This window comes from Pantoea sp. SGAir0180 (assembly GCF_043546245.1).
Genome location: NZ_CP028071.1, coordinates 2,925,373 through 2,942,561 on the forward strand (window position 1 = coordinate 2,925,373; position 17,189 = coordinate 2,942,561).

Annotated in this window: 13 protein-coding genes; all 13 read right to left on the bottom strand. The window is 53.4% G+C overall.

Features of this window, described 5'->3' with window-relative positions:
• Positions 1–6: 6 nt before the first annotated feature.
• Positions 7–2,163: a lysine decarboxylase LdcC gene (locus tag C1N58_RS13920; protein WP_394549877.1), complete on the bottom strand. Its 2,157-nt coding sequence runs from the start codon at positions 2,161–2,163 to the stop codon at positions 7–9.
• Positions 2,164–2,284: 121 nt separating this feature from the next.
• Positions 2,285–3,241, bottom strand: a complete 957-nt coding sequence (gene accA, locus C1N58_RS13925) for an acetyl-CoA carboxylase carboxyl transferase subunit alpha (RefSeq protein WP_033740317.1) — start codon at positions 3,239–3,241, stop codon at positions 2,285–2,287.
• 12 nt (positions 3,242–3,253) lie between these two features.
• Positions 3,254–6,736 carry a DNA polymerase III subunit alpha gene (gene dnaE / locus C1N58_RS13930; RefSeq protein WP_394564253.1) on the bottom strand — a complete coding sequence of 1,161 codons (3,483 nt, stop codon included), beginning with the start codon at positions 6,734–6,736 and terminating at the stop codon, positions 3,254–3,256.
• Positions 6,737–6,764: 28 nt separating this feature from the next.
• On the bottom strand, positions 6,765–7,391 hold the full coding sequence (gene rnhB, locus C1N58_RS13935; RefSeq protein ID WP_033740315.1) for a ribonuclease HII: 627 nt from the start codon (positions 7,389–7,391) through the stop codon (positions 6,765–6,767).
• A complete protein-coding gene (gene lpxB, locus C1N58_RS13940; RefSeq protein WP_054634466.1) occupies positions 7,384–8,532 on the bottom strand; it encodes a lipid-A-disaccharide synthase in 1,149 nt (382 codons plus the stop codon). Before lpxB ends, rnhB begins: the two co-directional genes overlap by 8 nt.
• 3 nt (positions 8,533–8,535) lie before the next feature.
• On the bottom strand, positions 8,536–9,324 hold the full coding sequence (gene lpxA / locus C1N58_RS13945) for an acyl-ACP--UDP-N-acetylglucosamine O-acyltransferase (protein WP_006117770.1): 789 nt from the start codon (positions 9,322–9,324) through the stop codon (positions 8,536–8,538).
• A gap of 3 nt (positions 9,325–9,327) precedes the next feature.
• Positions 9,328–9,783 carry a 3-hydroxyacyl-ACP dehydratase FabZ gene (fabZ, locus tag C1N58_RS13950; protein ID WP_006117769.1) on the bottom strand — a complete coding sequence of 152 codons (456 nt, stop codon included), beginning with the start codon at positions 9,781–9,783 and terminating at the stop codon, positions 9,328–9,330.
• Positions 9,784–9,934: 151 nt separating this feature from the next.
• Entirely contained in the window at positions 9,935–10,960 is a 1,026-nt protein-coding gene (lpxD, locus tag C1N58_RS13955) for a UDP-3-O-(3-hydroxymyristoyl)glucosamine N-acyltransferase (RefSeq protein ID WP_033740314.1), read from the bottom strand.
• Positions 10,961–10,963: 3 nt separating this feature from the next.
• Positions 10,964–11,509 (bottom strand): OmpH family outer membrane protein, encoded by a 546-nt coding sequence (locus C1N58_RS13960; protein WP_191091151.1) that lies wholly within the window; start codon positions 11,507–11,509, stop codon positions 10,964–10,966.
• A 51-nt stretch (positions 11,510–11,560) separates the two neighbouring features.
• Positions 11,561–13,972 (bottom strand): outer membrane protein assembly factor BamA, encoded by a 2,412-nt coding sequence (gene bamA, locus C1N58_RS13965; RefSeq protein WP_033740313.1) that lies wholly within the window; start codon positions 13,970–13,972, stop codon positions 11,561–11,563.
• Between the two features lie 51 nt (positions 13,973–14,023).
• Positions 14,024–15,373, bottom strand: coding sequence for a sigma E protease regulator RseP (gene rseP / locus C1N58_RS13970; protein ID WP_033740312.1), 1,350 nt, complete (start codon positions 15,371–15,373; stop codon positions 14,024–14,026).
• 12 nt (positions 15,374–15,385) lie between these two features.
• Positions 15,386–16,243 (bottom strand): phosphatidate cytidylyltransferase, encoded by an 858-nt coding sequence (gene cdsA, locus C1N58_RS13975; protein WP_006117764.1) that lies wholly within the window; start codon positions 16,241–16,243, stop codon positions 15,386–15,388.
• Between the two features lie 18 nt (positions 16,244–16,261).
• Positions 16,262–17,014: a (2E,6E)-farnesyl-diphosphate-specific ditrans,polycis-undecaprenyl-diphosphate synthase gene (gene ispU / locus C1N58_RS13980; RefSeq protein ID WP_006117763.1), complete on the bottom strand. Its 753-nt coding sequence runs from the start codon at positions 17,012–17,014 to the stop codon at positions 16,262–16,264.
• Positions 17,015–17,189: the final 175 nt, after the last annotated feature.

The window sequence follows — 17,189 nt, forward strand, 5'->3', positions numbered from 1 at the left end:
GGTCCTTCATTCCTGTTCCCCGCTCTGTTTCAGCACACGTACCCGATATTCACCTTCTTCGGTTAGCGTCGCGCCGTGAATATCTGTCTCAAAGCCAGGATAGTGGCGCCCAATGCTACACAGCATGAGCAGGAAGTCGAGCACGGCGCGGCTTTGTTCTGTGATCATTTCGCCAGGCATCACCAGCGGTACACCGGGAGGATAAGGCAATATCATGTTGGCAGAGATACGGCCCACCAGCTCATTCATGTTTACGGTCTCAATATTGCCTTTCACCTGCTGCTGGAACGCCTGATGCGGCGTCATTTTCATCTCAGGTAAGACATCAAAGGCTTTCAGCATCAGACGCGGCAGGTCATGTTGCTGAATCAGGCGATGAATCCCCTGCGCCAGCGTCTGGATGCGCATCGTGCGGTAAAAGTCGGGATCTTCCGCATACAGATCCGGCAGCATGTTTTTTACGCGCAGATTCAGGTCGTAGGCGCGCTTAAATTCGGTTAATCCACGCAGCACGCTCATCGCCTTGGTCTTGTCGATGCCAATACTGAACAGGAACAACAGGTTATACGGACCGGTCTTTTCCACCACAATCCCACGCTCATCAAGGAATTTCGCCACCAGCGCAGCGGGGATCCCCTCTTCGGCCATTTCTCCTAACTCGCTCATGCCCGGTGTAAGAATGGTGACTTTGATCGGATCGAGATACATATGATCGCGATCGGCCTGGGTGAAACCATGCCACGCTTCGTCTCCCGGCTGGATCGGCCAGCACTGCGCTTCATCCACATGCTCTGGTTGCCAGATATCAAAGAACCAGCTGTCCGACTCTTCGCGCAACCGCTGTATTTCACGACGAAAATGTAACGCGCGCTCGACTGACCGATTGATGAGCCTTTTCCCCGGATTCCCCCGCAGCATGGCGGCGGCTGTTTCAATAGAGGAAACAATCGCGTAATTGGGCGATGTGGTGGTGTGCATCATGTAGGCTTCATTAAAGGTTTGTTCGTCGTACTCGCCTTTGATGTGAATTAATGAGGCCTGCGAAAAGGCAGCCAGCAGTTTATGCGTGGACTGGGTTTCATAAATCACCTTGCCCGGTATCCGCTCACCGCTCATGCCGCTTTTCCCCTCATAGATAGGGTGAAAATTGGTGTAAGGCACCCAGGCCGAATCAAAGTGAATCGAGGGGACGTCGAGCGTTTGCTTGATGTACTGCGTGTTATAAAGCAAACCGTCGTAGGTCGAGTTAGTAATTACTGCATGAACGGGCCAGCTGGCGCGCGGCGTGGCAGCCACTTTCTGTTCAATGCTGGTACGGGTAAATTCTTTTTGCGGAATGCCGCCCAGAATGCCTAAGGCATTGCGTGTGGGTTTTAGCCAGACAGGAATCAGATCGCTCATCATCAGCAAGTGGGTAAGCGACTTGTGGCAGTTACGGTCAACCAGAATCGTGCTGCCTGCCGGCGCGGCATACATGCCCACGATCTTGTTCGAGGTCGAGGTGCCGTTGGTCACCATATAGCTCTGTTCCGCACCGAACGTGCGGGCGATGTACTCTTCGGCCTCAAGATGTGGTCCGGTATGATCCAGCAGCGAGCCCAGCTCAGTCACCGAAATCGAAATATCCGACTTAAGCGTATTCGCGCCAAAGAAGTCATAGAACAAACAGCCCACCGGACTTTTCTGGAAGGCCGTCCCGGCCATATGGCCCGGAGTGCAGAACGTGTACTTTCCCTCTTTCACATAGGTGAACAACGCTTTGGTTAACGGTGGTGTAATGTGGTCGAGGTAATCATCCGTGTACTGGCGGATGTGCAAGGCGATATCGTCGGCCGCATTCAGCGCGTACTCAAAAAAATGCAGCGGTAGCCGCATCTCATTGATGCTGATATCCATTTGCGAGTGGGTATTAATAAAGGCATACAGGGGCAGGTATTCATTGAGCTGATTAATTTCACCGCACAGCTCAGGGCTGTTGTGCTCATCCCAGTCAAAAATCACACCGCTGATACGGGGATTGTGTTCAATCAGTTTGAGAAGATCATCTGTGTTTTTAGGCCGTATGAGCTGAAAACCTTGCTGACTCAGTGCTACATCCAACTCGCGTAACGGTTCATCTTTGTAAAACACGCCATGCGCGCCCATGATCGCCAGAATATTCAATGCACATCTCCCTGATTGTTGAGGCATTGAGTAAGCATAGCGAATTACGCCACGAAACCGCAGTCAGATTCGTGGCATAAAAAAAGCGGACCGGAGTCCGCTTTTACGTCACAGCACTGAATCAGGCGTAGCCATAACTCATCAGACGCTGATAACGGCGATCTAATAATTCTTCGGTGCTTAACCCTTCCAGGTCGGCCAGATCGGCCAGCAGTTGCTGTTTTAGCGTCTGCGCCATTTCTACCGGATGGCGATGCGCGCCGCCCAGTGGCTCAGGGATGACCGAATCAATCAGCTTAAGCTCTTTCAGACGCGGCGCGGTAATGCCCATCGCTTCTGCGGCCAGCGGCGCTTTATCGGCGCTTTTCCACAGAATAGAGGCACAGCCTTCCGGTGAAATGACCGAATAGGTGCTGTACTGCAGCATGTTCACTTTGTCGCCCACGCCGATAGCCAGTGCGCCACCCGAACCGCCCTCACCGATAACGGTACAGATAACCGGTACTTTCAGGCCTGACATTTCGCGCAGGTTGCGTGCGATAGCTTCAGACTGACCGCGCTCTTCCGCGCCCACGCCCGGATACGCACCCGGCGTGTCGATAAAGGTGATAATAGGCATTTTAAAGCGTTCGGCCATTTCCATCAGGCGCAACGCTTTGCGATAGCCTTCCGGTGCCGGCATACCAAAATTACGGCGAATCTTCTCTTTGGTTTCGCGCCCTTTCTGGTGACCGATGATCATCACAGGACGGCCGTCGAGGCGGGCAATCCCGCCGACAATCGCTTTGTCATCCGCATAAGCGCGGTCACCCGCAAGCTCATCGAAATCGTCAAACGCATTGCGCACATAATCAAAGGTATAAGGACGTAATGGATGTCGCGCCAGTTGGGCGATTTGCCATGCGCCCAAATCGGCGAAGATTTTACGTGTCAGCTCAACGCTTTTCTCGCGCAGACGCTTAACTTCTTCGTCGAGATTGACGTGTTTATCGTCCTGACGACCAATCGAGGTAAGCGAATCAATTTTTGCTTCCAGTTCTGCGATTGGCTGTTCAAAATCCAGGTAATTAAGACTCATAATGTTCCTGTTTTAGTCAAACTCCAGTTCTACCTGCTCCGATCCAATTAACGACCGCAAATCGTTGAGTAAACGATCGCTGGGCGATATTCGCCACGCTGCACCAAAGCGTAGCTTCGCTCGCGCGTCGGCTCTCTGATAGTAGAGATGCACCGGAATTGTCCCTGAACGATGAGGCTCAAGGGACTGACGGAGTCGGTTTAATAGCTGGTCATCAATTTGCCTGTCTGTCAGCGAGATAGCAAGTCCGCGCGCGTATTTTTCACGCGCTTCATCTATGTCCATGACTTCACGGGCGGTCATTTTAAGGCCACCACTAAAGTCATCAAAGCTGACCTGTCCGCTGACGATCAGGATACGGTCTTTCTCCAGCAGTTGCTGGTATTTATCTAACGCATCGGTAAATAACATGACTTCAAGACGGCCAGAGCGGTCGTCCAGTGTACAAATACCAATTCGGTTGCCGCGTTTGGTCACCATTACACGCGCAGCAATCACCAGGCCTGCCGCGACGGTAATCTTACCACGATCGGTCGGATGCATATCTTTCAAACGCATCCCACCCACGTAACGCTCAATTTCTTTCAGATACTGGTTAATCGGGTGGCCGGTCAGATACAAACCCAGGGTTTCCCGTTCACCGTCCAGTTTCACCTGTTCCGGCCATGGCGTGACGCTGGCGTAAGACTGTTCGACCTGCTCAGGCTCATCGGCCAGCACGCCAAACATGTCGGCCTGACCGATTGCTTCCGCTTTAGCATGCTGATCTGCCGCTTTCAGCGCATCGTTCAGTGCGCTCATCAGGGCGGCACGATGTGGGCCCAGACGATCAAAGGCGCCGGACATGATCAACTTTTCCATCACGCGGCGATTGATCTTTTTGGTATCCGTTCGCGCGCAGAGATCGAACAGTTCGCGGAAGTAACCGCCTTCGTTACGCGCATCGATGATCGCTTCGATCGGCCCTTCCCCCACACCTTTGATGGCGCCGATACCGTAAACGATCTCGCCCTCATCATTAACGTGGAACTGATACAGACCTGAGTTAATGTCCGGCGGCAGGACTTTCAGGCCCATGCGCCAGCATTCATCTACCAGACCCACCACTTTTTCTGTGTTGTCCATATCCGCCGTCATCACAGCCGCCATGAATTCCGCTGGATAGTGCGCTTTCAGCCATAAGGTCTGATAAGACACCAGCGCGTAAGCGGCGGAGTGCGACTTGTTAAAGCCATAACCCGCGAATTTCTCTACCAGATCGAAGATTTTCATCGACAGTTCGCCATCGATGCCCATCTTTTCCGCGCCCTCTTTAAAAACAGAGCGCTGTTTGGCCATCTCTTCAGGCTTCTTCTTACCCATGGCGCGACGCAGCATGTCCGCCCCGCCCAGCGTGTAGCCGGACAAGACCTGGGCAATCTGCATAACCTGTTCCTGGTAGAGGATAATGCCGTAGGTCGGCTCCAGTACCGGCTTCAGGCTTTCGTGTTGCCACTGAATATCCGGGTAAGAGATGGCTTCCCGACCGTGCTTACGGTCAATGAAGTTATCAACCATGCCCGACTGTAAGGGCCCCGGACGGAACAGGGCCACAAGCGCGATCATATCTTCAAAACAGTCAGGCTTCAGGCGCTTAATCAGATCTTTCATGCCGCGCGATTCAAGCTGGAAAACCGCAGTGGTTTCCGCGCGCTGCAGCATGTCGAAGCTCTTTTTGTCTTCAAGCGGAATGGTTGCGATATCGATCGGCGGTAAGCCCTGCTTTTCGCGGCGCGGGTTAATCATTTTCAGCGCCCAGTCAATGATGGTGAGCGTTCGCAGCCCCAGGAAGTCAAACTTTACCAGGCCCGCATATTCCACATCATTTTTATCGAACTGGGTTACCGGATACTGACCGTTTTCATCACAATACAGCGGTGCAAAATCGGTGATCTTCGTTGGCGCGATCACCACGCCACCCGCATGTTTACCGGCGTTTCGGGTTACCCCTTCCAGCTTCCGCGCCATATCGATAAGCGCTTTAACCTCTTCATCCGCCTCGTAAATTTCAGGCAGCTGCGGTTCCGCGGCAAAGGCTTTGTCCAGCGTCATGCCCGGATCGGGCGGCACCAGTTTTGAAATACGATCGACAAAACCATAGGGATGGCCCAGCACGCGGCCCACGTCACGAATGACCGCCTTAGCCGCCATCGTACCGAAGGTAATAATCTGGGATACCGCTTCGCGGCCGTACATATCGGCCACGTGTTCAATCACCTGGTCACGTTTTTCCATACAGAAATCGACGTCGAAATCGGGCATGGAAACGCGTTCAGGGTTAAGAAAACGTTCGAACAGCAGGTCGAACTCAAGGGGATCGAGATCGGTAATTTTGAGCGCATAGGCCACCAGCGAACCGGCCCCCGAACCGCGTCCCGGCCCTACCGGTACGCCGTTATCTTTCGACCACTGGATAAACTCCATTACGATCAGGAAGTAGCCGGGGAATCCCATCTGGTTGATTACGTTCAGTTCAACGTCCAGACGTTCATCGTATTCCGGCCGTTTTTCCGCCCGCACGGCTTCATCCGGGAACAGCATCGCCAGACGCTCTTCCAGCCCCTCACGGGATTTCATTACCAGGAAATCCTCGGTGGTCATGTCGCCCGTCGGGAACTGCGGCAGAAAGTACTCACCCAGTCTGACGGTGACGTTACAACGCTTAGCAATCTCTACGCTGTTTTCGAGCGCTTCAGGGATGTCTGCGAACAACTCGCACATCTCGTCTTCGCTGCGCATATATTGCTGAGGACTGTAATTACGGGGCCGTTTAGGATCGTCCAGCGTATAACCATCATGAATGGCGACGCGAATTTCATGCGCATCAAAGTCCTCTTCATTCAGGAAGCAGACCTCGTTCGTGGCCACAACCGGGATGCCTTCGGCAATCGCCAGCTCAACGGCGGCGTGCAGATAGGTTTCTTCGTCGGGTCGGCCGGTACGTACCAGTTCCAGGTAATAGCGATCGGCAAAATGTTGCTGATAAAATGCCAGGCACTCTGAAACCAGTGCGCTGTTACCGCGCAGCAGACTGCGCCCCACATCTCCACGACGGCCACCTGACAGCAGGATCAGACCTTCCTGTAATTCAGCCAGCCAGTCACGATCGATTATCGGACCGGCCACACCGTAACCGCGTTGATACGCGCGGGAAATGAGTAACGTGAGGTTTTGATAGCCGGTGTTGTTGGCCGCCAGCACCGTAATCTGGGTCAGTTCATCCCCCATCAGTTCACTGGCAACGTTAAAATCCGCCCCGATAATCGGTTTGATCCCCGCCCCATGCGCACCACCGTAAAATTTCACCAGACCACACAGGTTGGTGAAGTCGGTAATCGCCATGGCTGGCATGCCTAACGCAGCCGCTTTCTTAATCAGCGGGCCGGTTTTCGCCAGGCCGTCGATCATGGAATAGTCGCTGTGAACATGCAGATGTATAAAACGGGGTTCGGCCATATCAGTTTCCGGTTAAAACAGGGGCGGATTAGCGCAGCGTGGAGGCGCTGCTCGCCAGCACTTCGGCATCGATGAGCGCATTACGCACCGGCGCAAAGCTGCGGCGGTGATGTGGTGTTGCGCCATACTGCGTTAACTTTTCCATATGTAACGCCGTAGGATAACCTTTATGTTGCGCAAAACCATACTGCGGAAACAACAAATCCAGCTCTGCCATTTCACGATCGCGCGTGACTTTGGCGATGATCGAGGCCGCACTGATTTCAGCAACCAGGCTGTCGCCTTTTACTACGGCCAGTGATGGCACAGGCAAGGCCGGACAGCGATTGCCGTCAATCAGCACATAATCAGGCGTGATCGCCAGGCCGGCCACCGCGCGCTGCATCGCCAGCATCGTGGCATGCAGAATATTCAGGCTGTCGATCTCTTCCGGTTCGGCACGGCCCAGACTCCAGGCCAGCGCATGCTCTTTAATCTGATCAAACAGCGCCAGGCGACGTTTCTCTGAGAGCTTTTTCGAATCGGCCAGGCCCGGAATGGGTTTCGCCGGATCGAGAATTACCGCCGCAGTCACCACCGCACCAACCAGCGGGCCGCGCCCCACTTCATCCACACCGGCAATCAGTCGGGCGTTGGGATAGATAAAATCAGCCATTGGCGAGCTCCAGTACCGCATTTGCGGCTTGTTCGTCCGCATTCCAGCGAATCTGCTGGTGCAGTTCGTGGAAGGTCTGCAATAACGTTTCGCGTTCATGACTGGCATGTAACAGCGGATCCAGCGCCGCAGCCAGCGCTTCAGGTTGGCACTCATCCTGCAGCAGCTCTTTGACAAGCTCTCGCCCGGCCAGCAGGTTAGGCAACGAAACGTAGTCGGTTTTGACCAGGCGTTTTGCCAGCCAGAAGGTAAACGGCTTCATGCGGTAGCCCACGACCATGGGGCATTTCGCCAGCATGCATTCAAGCGCCGCGGTGCCGGACGCCAGCAGCGCAGCATCACTGGCCACCATCGCTTCACGGCCCTGCCCGTCCAGCAGATGCACGGGCAGCTCCGGCGCAACCTGCGCTTTGATTTGCTCAAACTGCTCGCGGCGCTTCGGGTTAACCAGCGGTACCACAATTTCCAGCGCCGGATAGCGCTTACGCAGTATCTGCGCCGTTTTAAGAAAGTCAGCACTCAGCATGTCAACTTCGGCACTGCGACTGCCGGGCAATAACGCCAGACACTGGGCATTGTTGTCAATGCCCAGATGGCGACGGGCGGCGGCTTTGTCGGGCTGTAGCGGCATAGCATCCGCCATGGTGTGGCCGATAAAACGGCACGGGACACCGAAACGATCGTAAAAGGCTTTTTCAAACGGCAGAAATGCCAGCACCAGATCGGTGTTGCGACCGATTTTGAACACCCGTTTTTGCCGCCAGGCCCAGACAGAGGGACTGACGTAATGAATCGTGCGAATGCCTGCGCGCTTAAGATTACCTTCCAGCGTGATATTGAAATCCGGTGCGTCAATACCGACAAACACATCGGGTTTCAGCGAGATAAAGCGCTGTGTCAGATCGCGACGAATAGCCAGCAAGCGGCGCAATCGTCCCAGCACTTCCACAATGCCCATCACCGCCAGTTCTTCCATTTCGTACCAGGCTTCACAGCCTTCGGCCTGCATCAATGGGCCTGCGACGCCAACAAACCGGGCATCAGGATGACGCGCTTTTAAGGCACGAATCAGGCCTGCACCAAGGATGTCGCCAGAGGTTTCTCCGGCGACGACGGCTATCGTAAGGGGACGCGCTGACATGAATTAGCGAATTAATCCACGAGTTGAACGGGCAAAAAAGTCATAGAAAGGCTGCACTTCACTGTGTTGCTGAGCAATCGCTTCGATTTCTGGCTTAACCTCATCCAGCGTTCTGCCGCTGCGGTAAAGCAACTTATAGGCATTACGAATCGCGTGCAGTGACTCTTTGCTGAAGCCGCGACGTTTCAGGCCTTCAATATTGATTCCGAATGGCGTCGCGTGATTCCCCTGTGCAATAACATAGGGCGGCACATCCTGAGCAACGCCTGAACACCCGCCAACCATCACATGCGCGCCAATGGTGCACCACTGGTGCACAGCGGTCATACCGCCAATGATGGCGAAATCATCCACCGTGACATGGCCGCCCAGCGTGGCGTTGTTGGCCATGATGCAGCGGTTGCCGATCACACAGTCATGGGCGATGTGGACGTTAACCATCAGCAGGTTGTCGCTGCCGACAACCGTGACATTCGTGCCCTGCGTCGTGCCGCGATGAATGGTGACGCTTTCACGGATTCGGTTACGATCGCCAATCTCAACCCGGGTAGGTTCGCCCGCGTATTTTAAATCCTGATTCACTTCACCAATGGAGGCGAACTGATAGATCTGATTGTCTTTACCGATACGTGTATGGCCATTCACCACAACGTGTGACTTGAGTACGGTTCCTTCACCAATTTCAACATTCGCCCCGATAAAGCAGAACGGGCCGATATGAACGCCAGGGCCGATGATGGCCCCGTCTTCAATGACAGAACTGGGATGGATGTTGGCGGTTGGATCAATCACGAATTATGCCTCCCGGCTACGGGCACACATCATGGTCGCTTCACAAACGATTTTACCGTCCACGGTCGCTACGCCGTTAAAGCGCGTCAGACCACGGCGGGTTTTCTCGAAAGTCACTTCCATAATCATTTGATCGCCCGGTACGACCGGACGCTTGAAACGGGCATTATCAATGCCTGCAAAATAATAGAGCTCGCCTGGCTCCAGTTTACCCACGCTTTTGAATGCCAGAATACCGGTGGCCTGCGCCATCGCTTCCAGAATCAGAACGCCGGGAAAAATCGGTTTACCAGGGAAATGCCCCTGGAAAAACGGTTCGTTAAAGGAGACGTTCTTTACCGCGCGCAGATATTTGTTTTCTTCAAAATCCAGCACGCGGTCTACCAGCAGAAACGGATAACGGTGCGGCAGCAGCTCTAAAATCTCTTCAATTTGCAGAGTATGAGTTTCAGTAGTCAAAATACTCTTCCTGTCCTAAAAATCTGATGACATCAATAACACGGCCTGCACCGATCATCATGATCGTTGGCAGGCCGCAAATAGTTTCCGTGGCGCCTGGCTTCCCTGCTTACACTGTTATTATGAAAGCCGGTCAGTCATGGGATGGCGTTTAGTCGTCTTTGCCGACTTTGCGCTCGATTGCTTTTAAGCGTTTGCTCATGTCGTCGATATTCATCACCAACGCTGCAGTTTTGCGCCAGGTTTTGTTGGGCTGTAATGGAATTCCTGAGGAGTATACACCAGGTTCTGTTATCGGACGCATAACCATGCCCATACCGGTTACGGTTACTTTGTCACAGATTTCCATATGGCCGTTGATGACGCTGGCACCGCCAATCATACAATAACGACCAATTTTTAAACTACCCGCCATGATCACACCGCCAGCAACCGCAGTATTGTCGCCAATCACTACGTTGTGGGCAATCTGACATTGGTTATCTATGATAACACCATTGCCGATCAGAGTGTTATCCAGCGCACCACGATCAATGGTCGTACAGGCACCAATTTCTACCCGATCGCCAATAATCACCGAGCCCAACTGCGGTATTTTCACCCAGTTACCCCGATCGTTCGCGTAGCCGAAGCCATCAGAACCGATGACGGTGCCGGACTGAATCAGGCAATGCTGACCAATGACTACTTCATGGTAAACCGAGACGTTAGCCCACAAACGCGTACCGCTGCCGATACGGGTTTTTTTACCCACAAAACAGCCTGCGCCAATGACAACGTTATCACCGAGCTCAACGTCAGATTCAATAACCGCATTGGCCCCGACAGAGACATTGGCACCGAGTCTCGCGCTGGGATCAATCACAGCACTTGGCGCAATATCCTGCGCGGGCTGTGGCGTAGTGTCGAGCAGCTGCGCCATTCTCGCATAGGTGAGATAAGGATTTTTCACCACCAGCGCGGCGGTTTTACACCATTCCAGATCCGCTTCCGTCAGCACCACGGCTGATGCCTGGACCAGCGCGAGCTGCTCGCGGTAGCGGCTGTTGGCAAGAAATGTGATTTGACCAGTTGTGGCGGATTGCATAGAAGCAATGCCGGAGATGGCGATATCGCCATCTCCGTGCAATTCTGCATCCAACTGCTGGGCTAAATCAGCCAGTCGAATTGATGACATCGATTATTTAACCTGCTTCGCAACTTCATCAGTGATGTCTTTCACATCAGAACCAGAATAAAGCACAGCCTGAGAATTCAGGACCAGGTCATATCCGCCGCTTTTGGCAACTGACTGAACGGCAGTCTGGATTTTTTCCAGCAGCTTGTTACGTTCCTGAACCTGACGAGTCTGGTTGTCTTTCTCAAACGCGTCTGCTTTCGCCTGGAAGGCATTGCGCTCAGATTCGATCTGCTTCTCTTTCTTGTTGCGCTCGCTCGCCTTCATGGTCGGCGCATTGCGCTGCAGATCCTGCATTTCCTGCTGAATTTTGTCGTGCTGAGAACGGAGTTCAGTGGCGCGGCCCTGGAACTCACTCTCAAGCTGTTTGGAGATAGCAGCGCGCTGAGGTGATTTCTGGAAAACCTGGCTCAGATCAACAGTTGCGACTTTATCGGCCGCCTGTGCGCCAGCAGAAGCAGCCAATGCAACACCCAGAGTAACTGCACATAACAACTTTTTCACTATAAACTCCTTACCCTCAACATGTATGTTTGCAGTGCGGAGCATAACAATGCTCCACAGCTGCAAGCTATTTTTTTCACATCCCTGTACAGAACGTTACCAGGTTTTACCAATGTTAAACTGGAACTGCTCTGACTTATCTCCATCCACTTTCTTAACCGGCTGGGCGTAGGAGAACACTAACGGCCCCAGCGGTGACATCCACTGTAAAGACACACCGGTCGAGACGCGAATGTTGTTTGGATCGCTGTAGTCAGGAATACCGGCAGCGCGCGTTTCAGCGGTGTTCTGCCATTTGGTATCCCAGACGGTACCGGCGTCAACAAACAGCGACGTACGTACCGAGTTGGAATATTTCTCACTCAGGAACGGCGTGGGCGTAATCAGCTCAAGGCTGGCAATCGCCATCGCGTTACCGCCCACCGCATCACTCGATTTACAGATACCGTTAGGATCGCTCAGGTTACAGTACGATGAGCCATCATTCAGGTAGGCCGCTTTCGGACCGATGGTGTTGGACTGGAAGCCACGCACAGTACTGGAACCACCGGCGTAGAAGTTCTCATAGAACGGCATCTCTTTGCCGCCCAGCCCGTCACCATAGCCGACACGGCCACGACCCAGCACAACCCAGGTGTGATCTTTATTGATCGGCACATACTGTTGGCTGTCCAGGGTGACTTTGTAGAACTCATTATCGGAACCCGGGATCGTCACCTTACCGTTCAGGTTGGTACGGTTACCCGAAGTCGCGAAGAAACCGCGGTCCAGCGTGTTATACGTCCAGCCATAGTTAAAGGTGAAGTCGTCAGCCGAGAAATCGCCATTGCGGTTTAACTGCTGTGGCTTACCAACCGAGTCCAGATAGCGCCACATCGCAACCTGAGGACGCATATCCGACAGGTCGTTGTGTACATAACCCAGACCGACGCGCAGCGAGTTGTTCTCATTGATTGGGAAGCCCAATGTCCCGTCTGTACCGTAACTTCTGTTGGTATAGCCGGAGAGATCGGCGTCGCTGGCCTTAAAGTTGTTGTAGAACACCCGGCCGCCCAGACTCACACCATCAACGGTGAAGTAAGGATCGGTCAGGGAGAACTCTGCATAGGTCTGGTAGTCGTTTTTGGTTCCGCTGATACCGACGGTATTCCCGGTACCCAGCCAGTTATCCTGGGTCACGCCGACCTGGAAGCTGACGCCACTTTCCGTACCGTAGCCGACGCCGAAGTTAAAGGTACCGGTGTTACGCTCTTTAACTTTGTAAACCACGTCAACCTGATCCGGTGAGCCCGGTACACGCTGCGTATCCACGTCAACGGTTTCGAAGTAACCTGTACGGTTCAGGCGCTCTTTACCCTGATCGACCAGATCGCTGCCCAGCCAGGCCCCTTCCATCTGGCGCATTTCGCGACGCAGTACGGCATCTTTCGAGGTGTCGTTACCTTCAAAGCGCACTTTACGCACGTAGTAGCGGTTGCCCGCATCCACGTTGATATGCAACTTAACGGTTTTATCGGCATCGTTAATTTCAGGCTGCGTCACGACGCGCGGATAGGCATAACCGTAGCGGCCTAACAGCTTCTTGATATCATCTTCCATCGACGTGACTTTTGCGCCGTTATACAGCTCGCCCGCCGGGATTTTGGTCAGATGTTCGATTTCCGCCGAATGGCCGGCCATGCTGCCGTTAACAATAACGCCGGCAATCTTGTACTGATCGCCTTCGGTGATGTTAACGGTGATGTAGATGCCTTTTTTATCCGGCGTCAGGCTCACCTGCGTCGAATCAATATTGAAACGGGCATAACCGCGATCCAGATAGAAGCTGCGCAGGGTTTCAAGGTCACCCGCCAGTTTCTGTTTCTGGTATTTACGGTCAGCCACCACGTTCCACCACGGCACTTCGTCACGCAGCTGGAAACGGGAAATGAGTTCGTCTGAACTGAAGGCTTTATTACCTACAATGTTGATCTGCTGAATTTTGGCAGAAACACCTTCGGTAAAGACCAGTTTCAGATCGACGCGGTTACGCGGCAGCGGTGTGACAACGGCTTTTACGCTGGCGGTATATTTACCCACGCTGTAGTAGAAGTCTTCCAGTCCCTTCTCGATTGAAGAGATTGTGGTGCGGTCTAGCGCTTCGCCGACGCGCACACCTGAGGCTTCAAGGTTCTGTTTGAGCTGATCGTCCTTAACCGCTTTGTTACCGCTGAAGGTAATGCTGGCGATGGTAGGACGTTCTTTAACCTGAACAATCAGCGTATTACCATCTCGCAGGACCTGAACATCCTCAAAGTTGCCAGTCGCGAACAGGGAGCGAATGGTATTTCTGACGTCATCGTCATTCACCGTATCGCCAACCCGAACTGGCATGCTCAGCAGAGCCGCGCCGACGGCGACTCGCTGCAGCCCTTCGAAATGAATGTCCTTCACCACGAAATCGTCTGCACCGTAAACGGTGGCGCTGCTAAACAGCAGCGACGCTATGAGCAACTTTTTCATCGCCATCGTTATTATGCGTTTTCCTAACACATCCCACGCAAGCTCGCGTTCCAGCGGTTACAGGCGTGAGAAATCATTGAAAAGTGCAAGCCCCATTAACATCACCAGCAGTATTGAGCCGATGCGATAACTAAAGTCTTGAACTCGATCGGACACCGGTCCCCCTTTGATCTTTTCGATCGCCAGGAAGAGCAAGTGCCCACCATCTAAAACCGGCAGCGGGAACAGATTGATGATTCCTAAGTTGACGCTAATCAACGCCAGGAACATCAGGTAGTAAATCATTCCGTACTCGGCTGACAAACCTGCACCTTGCGCAATCGAGATTGGGCCGCTCAGGTTGTTCAACTTCACATCACCGGTTATTAACTTGCCCAACATGGAGACGGTCAGCTTCATCAGTTGCCAGGTTTTTACACTGGCCTCACCAATGGCCGGGAACGCGCCATATTGTCTTACCGTTTTGTACTCGTCTGGCAGAGGAACAACTCGCGGAATGACGCCCGCAAACCCTTCCGCTTTATTTCCAGGTTTCGCTTCCGGCGTCAGGGTCAACTTCACCGCTTCACCGTTGCGATCGACCTCAAGGGCCATACTTTTTCCGGGGTTATCCCGAACCTGAGTCGCAAAAAGCTGCCATTGCGTTAATAACTGACCATCGACTTTAACGATCCTGTCGCCCGCTTGCAAACCGGCTTCACTGGCGGGTGAATTCTTTTGCACTTCAGCCAGTGTCGTTTCGATCTGTGGACCGCGAGGACGTATCCCCAGCGCCACCACCGGATCCTGCTTATCAGGCTCAAACTGCCAGTTCCGCAAATCAACGTGCTTTTGCTGCGTCCCTTGTTCGCCAAAGCGACCCACTGTCAGCGTCGTGCTGCTGTCACCGATTTTACCGACCAGCGCCATGCGCACAGCTTCCCAGTCAGGCGTTTCGATACCGTCGACGGCCTTAAGTTCCGTTCCGGGTGTAATTTGCGCTTCCGCCGCTACCGAACCGTTCAGAATTTCACCAACCACAGGCTTCACACCCGGCACGCCATGAATGAAGACGACCCAGTAGGCAAAGATGGCGAACAGGAAATTGGCGACAGGACCAGCAGCGATAATGGAGGCGCGCTGCCAGATGGCTTTATTGTTAAACGCCTGGTGCCGGAGTTCCGCAGGGACGCTTTCGACCCGCTCATCCAGCATTTTGACGTAACCGCCAAGTGGAATGAGGGCAAGAACAAATTCGGTCCCATGGCGGTCACGGCGTTGCCATAACGCTTTACCAAAACCGATTGAAAAACGTTCGACTCTGACCCCGCAGCGCCGCGCCACCCAAAAATGGCCAAATTCATGCACCGTAATTAATATGCCCAGTGCAATGATGAATGCGGCAAAACTCCAGATTACGCTTAACATCGTCGTTTGCCCTTAGAGTGTCTGAAACACCAACAGTAACAGGCAGGCAAAGACCGGTACGGCTGCTGTCAGGCTGTCAATGCGGTCGAGGATGCCGCCATGTCCCGGGATCAGGTTACCACTGTCTTTGATACCGGCTTCACGTTTAAACATGCTTTCCGTGAGATCGCCCAGGACTGATGCGAGCGTCGAAATCACCGCACACATGACCAGCGTGCCCGTCGGGATGGTCAGCGGCGCAAAGCTGGCAAACAGCACAGCAATAAGCGCGGAAGAGACCAGTCCGCCCAAAAATCCTTCCCAGGTTTTACCGGGTGACACTTTGGGGGCCAGCTTATGCCTGCCAAACAGCTTACCGAACATATAGGCACCTGAATCGGCCCCCCAGACCAGAAACATGACAAACAACAGCCACCATGCACCGGCAAAATGATCAGATTCGTAGTGATACTGGCGGAGCGCCATCATGCCCCAGAAGAAAGGAATAATGGTTAAGACACCGAACAGCAGGCGGAGAAGCCGGGAATGACGCCAGAGTGTCGCAGAGGCCGGATAAAACAGAACCAACAGCAGCGCGCCCGTCCACCAGGCCAGCGAAGCCCACAGCCAGCCTGTAACCTGCGGCAGATAGGCGTTATGTTCGTAAGGGGGAAGGGTAAGGAGCATAAGCGTCAGCACAAGGCCACAGATCACGGCCAGCCAGATACGTTGCTGACGCGATGCCATACCGGACAGCTGCCCCCATTCCCAGGCGGCAAGCATGCAGATGATAATCGTAACAATTGCAAAGCCAACAGGCGGTAACCAGAACAATGCAGCGATCACCAGCGGAATAAGGATCAGCGCGGTGATCAGACGAGACTTCAGCAAAGGTTACCCCCAGATTGCTCAGGCGCCGCCTGGTGCAGCGCCGCCAAAGCGTCGCTCCCGCAGAGAGAATGCATTCAGTGCACCTTCAAAAACGTGTTCATCAAAATCCGGCCAGAGCACATCAGTAAAATAGAATTCCGCATAGGCAATCTGCCACAACAGGAAGTTGCTAATCCGATGCTCTCCCCCGGTCCTTATCACTAAATCCACTGGCGCCAGCTGGTTCATACACAGCTGCGACGTCAGACTCTCTTCGGTTATCTGATCAGGGCGTAACAAGCCTTCCTGTACCTGTTCAGCCAACTTTTTAACACCTTCGATGATATCCCAACGTCCGCCGTAGTTAGCGGCGATGTTTAACGTCAGGCGATCGTTATTTTCCGTCAGCGCCTCGGCCCGACGGACACGTTCCTGAATACGCGGGCTGAATCGACTGATATCGCCAATAATGCGTAAGCGGACATTGTGTTTATGCAGGCTCTTCACTTCGCTATCCAGCGCCCAGACAAACAGTTCCATTAAGGCTGTCACTTCCTGCGCAGGACGGCTCCAGTTTTCGCTGCTAAAGGCGTAAAGCGTTAACGCTTCCAGATTATTATTGACAGCAAAGCTAACGGCGCGGCGTACTGATTTCACGCCCGCTTTATGGCCGGAAATACGCAGTTTTCCCTGGTTTTTAGCCCAGCGGCCATTGCCATCCATGATGATAGCGACGTGGCGCGGACCGGTACCCTGTTGGTCATCGGTGTTGTTGTGATTTTCAGACGACATAACGCGTAATCAATTCCTTTCATCAGAAATGCTGTGGTTTCTGAATACATTGCGCCCGGTACAAATCCCGACATTGCCTGCCGGGCCACACCGAATTCGGTGACAGACCGTTAAACGCGAGCCAGCGACTATAACATTTTCACCCGAAGCGAACAAATAGCCTCAGCGTAATCGT

Excerpts from the sequence above, each read along its gene's own strand:
- C1N58_RS13960 (WP_191091151.1), bottom strand. The coding sequence starts at position 11,509 with ATGCTCCGCACTGCAAACATACATGTTGAGGGTAAGGAGTTTATAGTG.
- lpxB (WP_054634466.1), bottom strand. The coding sequence starts at position 8,532 with ATGTCAGCGCGTCCCCTTACGATAGCCGTCGTCGCCGGAGAAACCTCT.
- bamA (WP_033740313.1), bottom strand. The coding sequence starts at position 13,972 with ATGGCGATGAAAAAGTTGCTCATAGCGTCGCTGCTGTTTAGCAGCGCC.
- dnaE (WP_394564253.1), bottom strand. The coding sequence starts at position 6,736 with ATGGCCGAACCCCGTTTTATACATCTGCATGTTCACAGCGACTATTCC.
- rseP (WP_033740312.1), bottom strand. The coding sequence starts at position 15,373 with ATGTTAAGCGTAATCTGGAGTTTTGCCGCATTCATCATTGCACTGGGC.
- lpxD (WP_033740314.1), bottom strand. The coding sequence starts at position 10,960 with ATGTCATCAATTCGACTGGCTGATTTAGCCCAGCAGTTGGATGCAGAA.
- ispU (WP_006117763.1), bottom strand. The coding sequence starts at position 17,014 with ATGTCGTCTGAAAATCACAACAACACCGATGACCAACAGGGTACCGGT.
- rnhB (WP_033740315.1), bottom strand. The coding sequence starts at position 7,391 with ATGGCTGATTTTATCTATCCCAACGCCCGACTGATTGCCGGTGTGGAT.
- accA (WP_033740317.1), bottom strand. The coding sequence starts at position 3,241 with ATGAGTCTTAATTACCTGGATTTTGAACAGCCAATCGCAGAACTGGAA.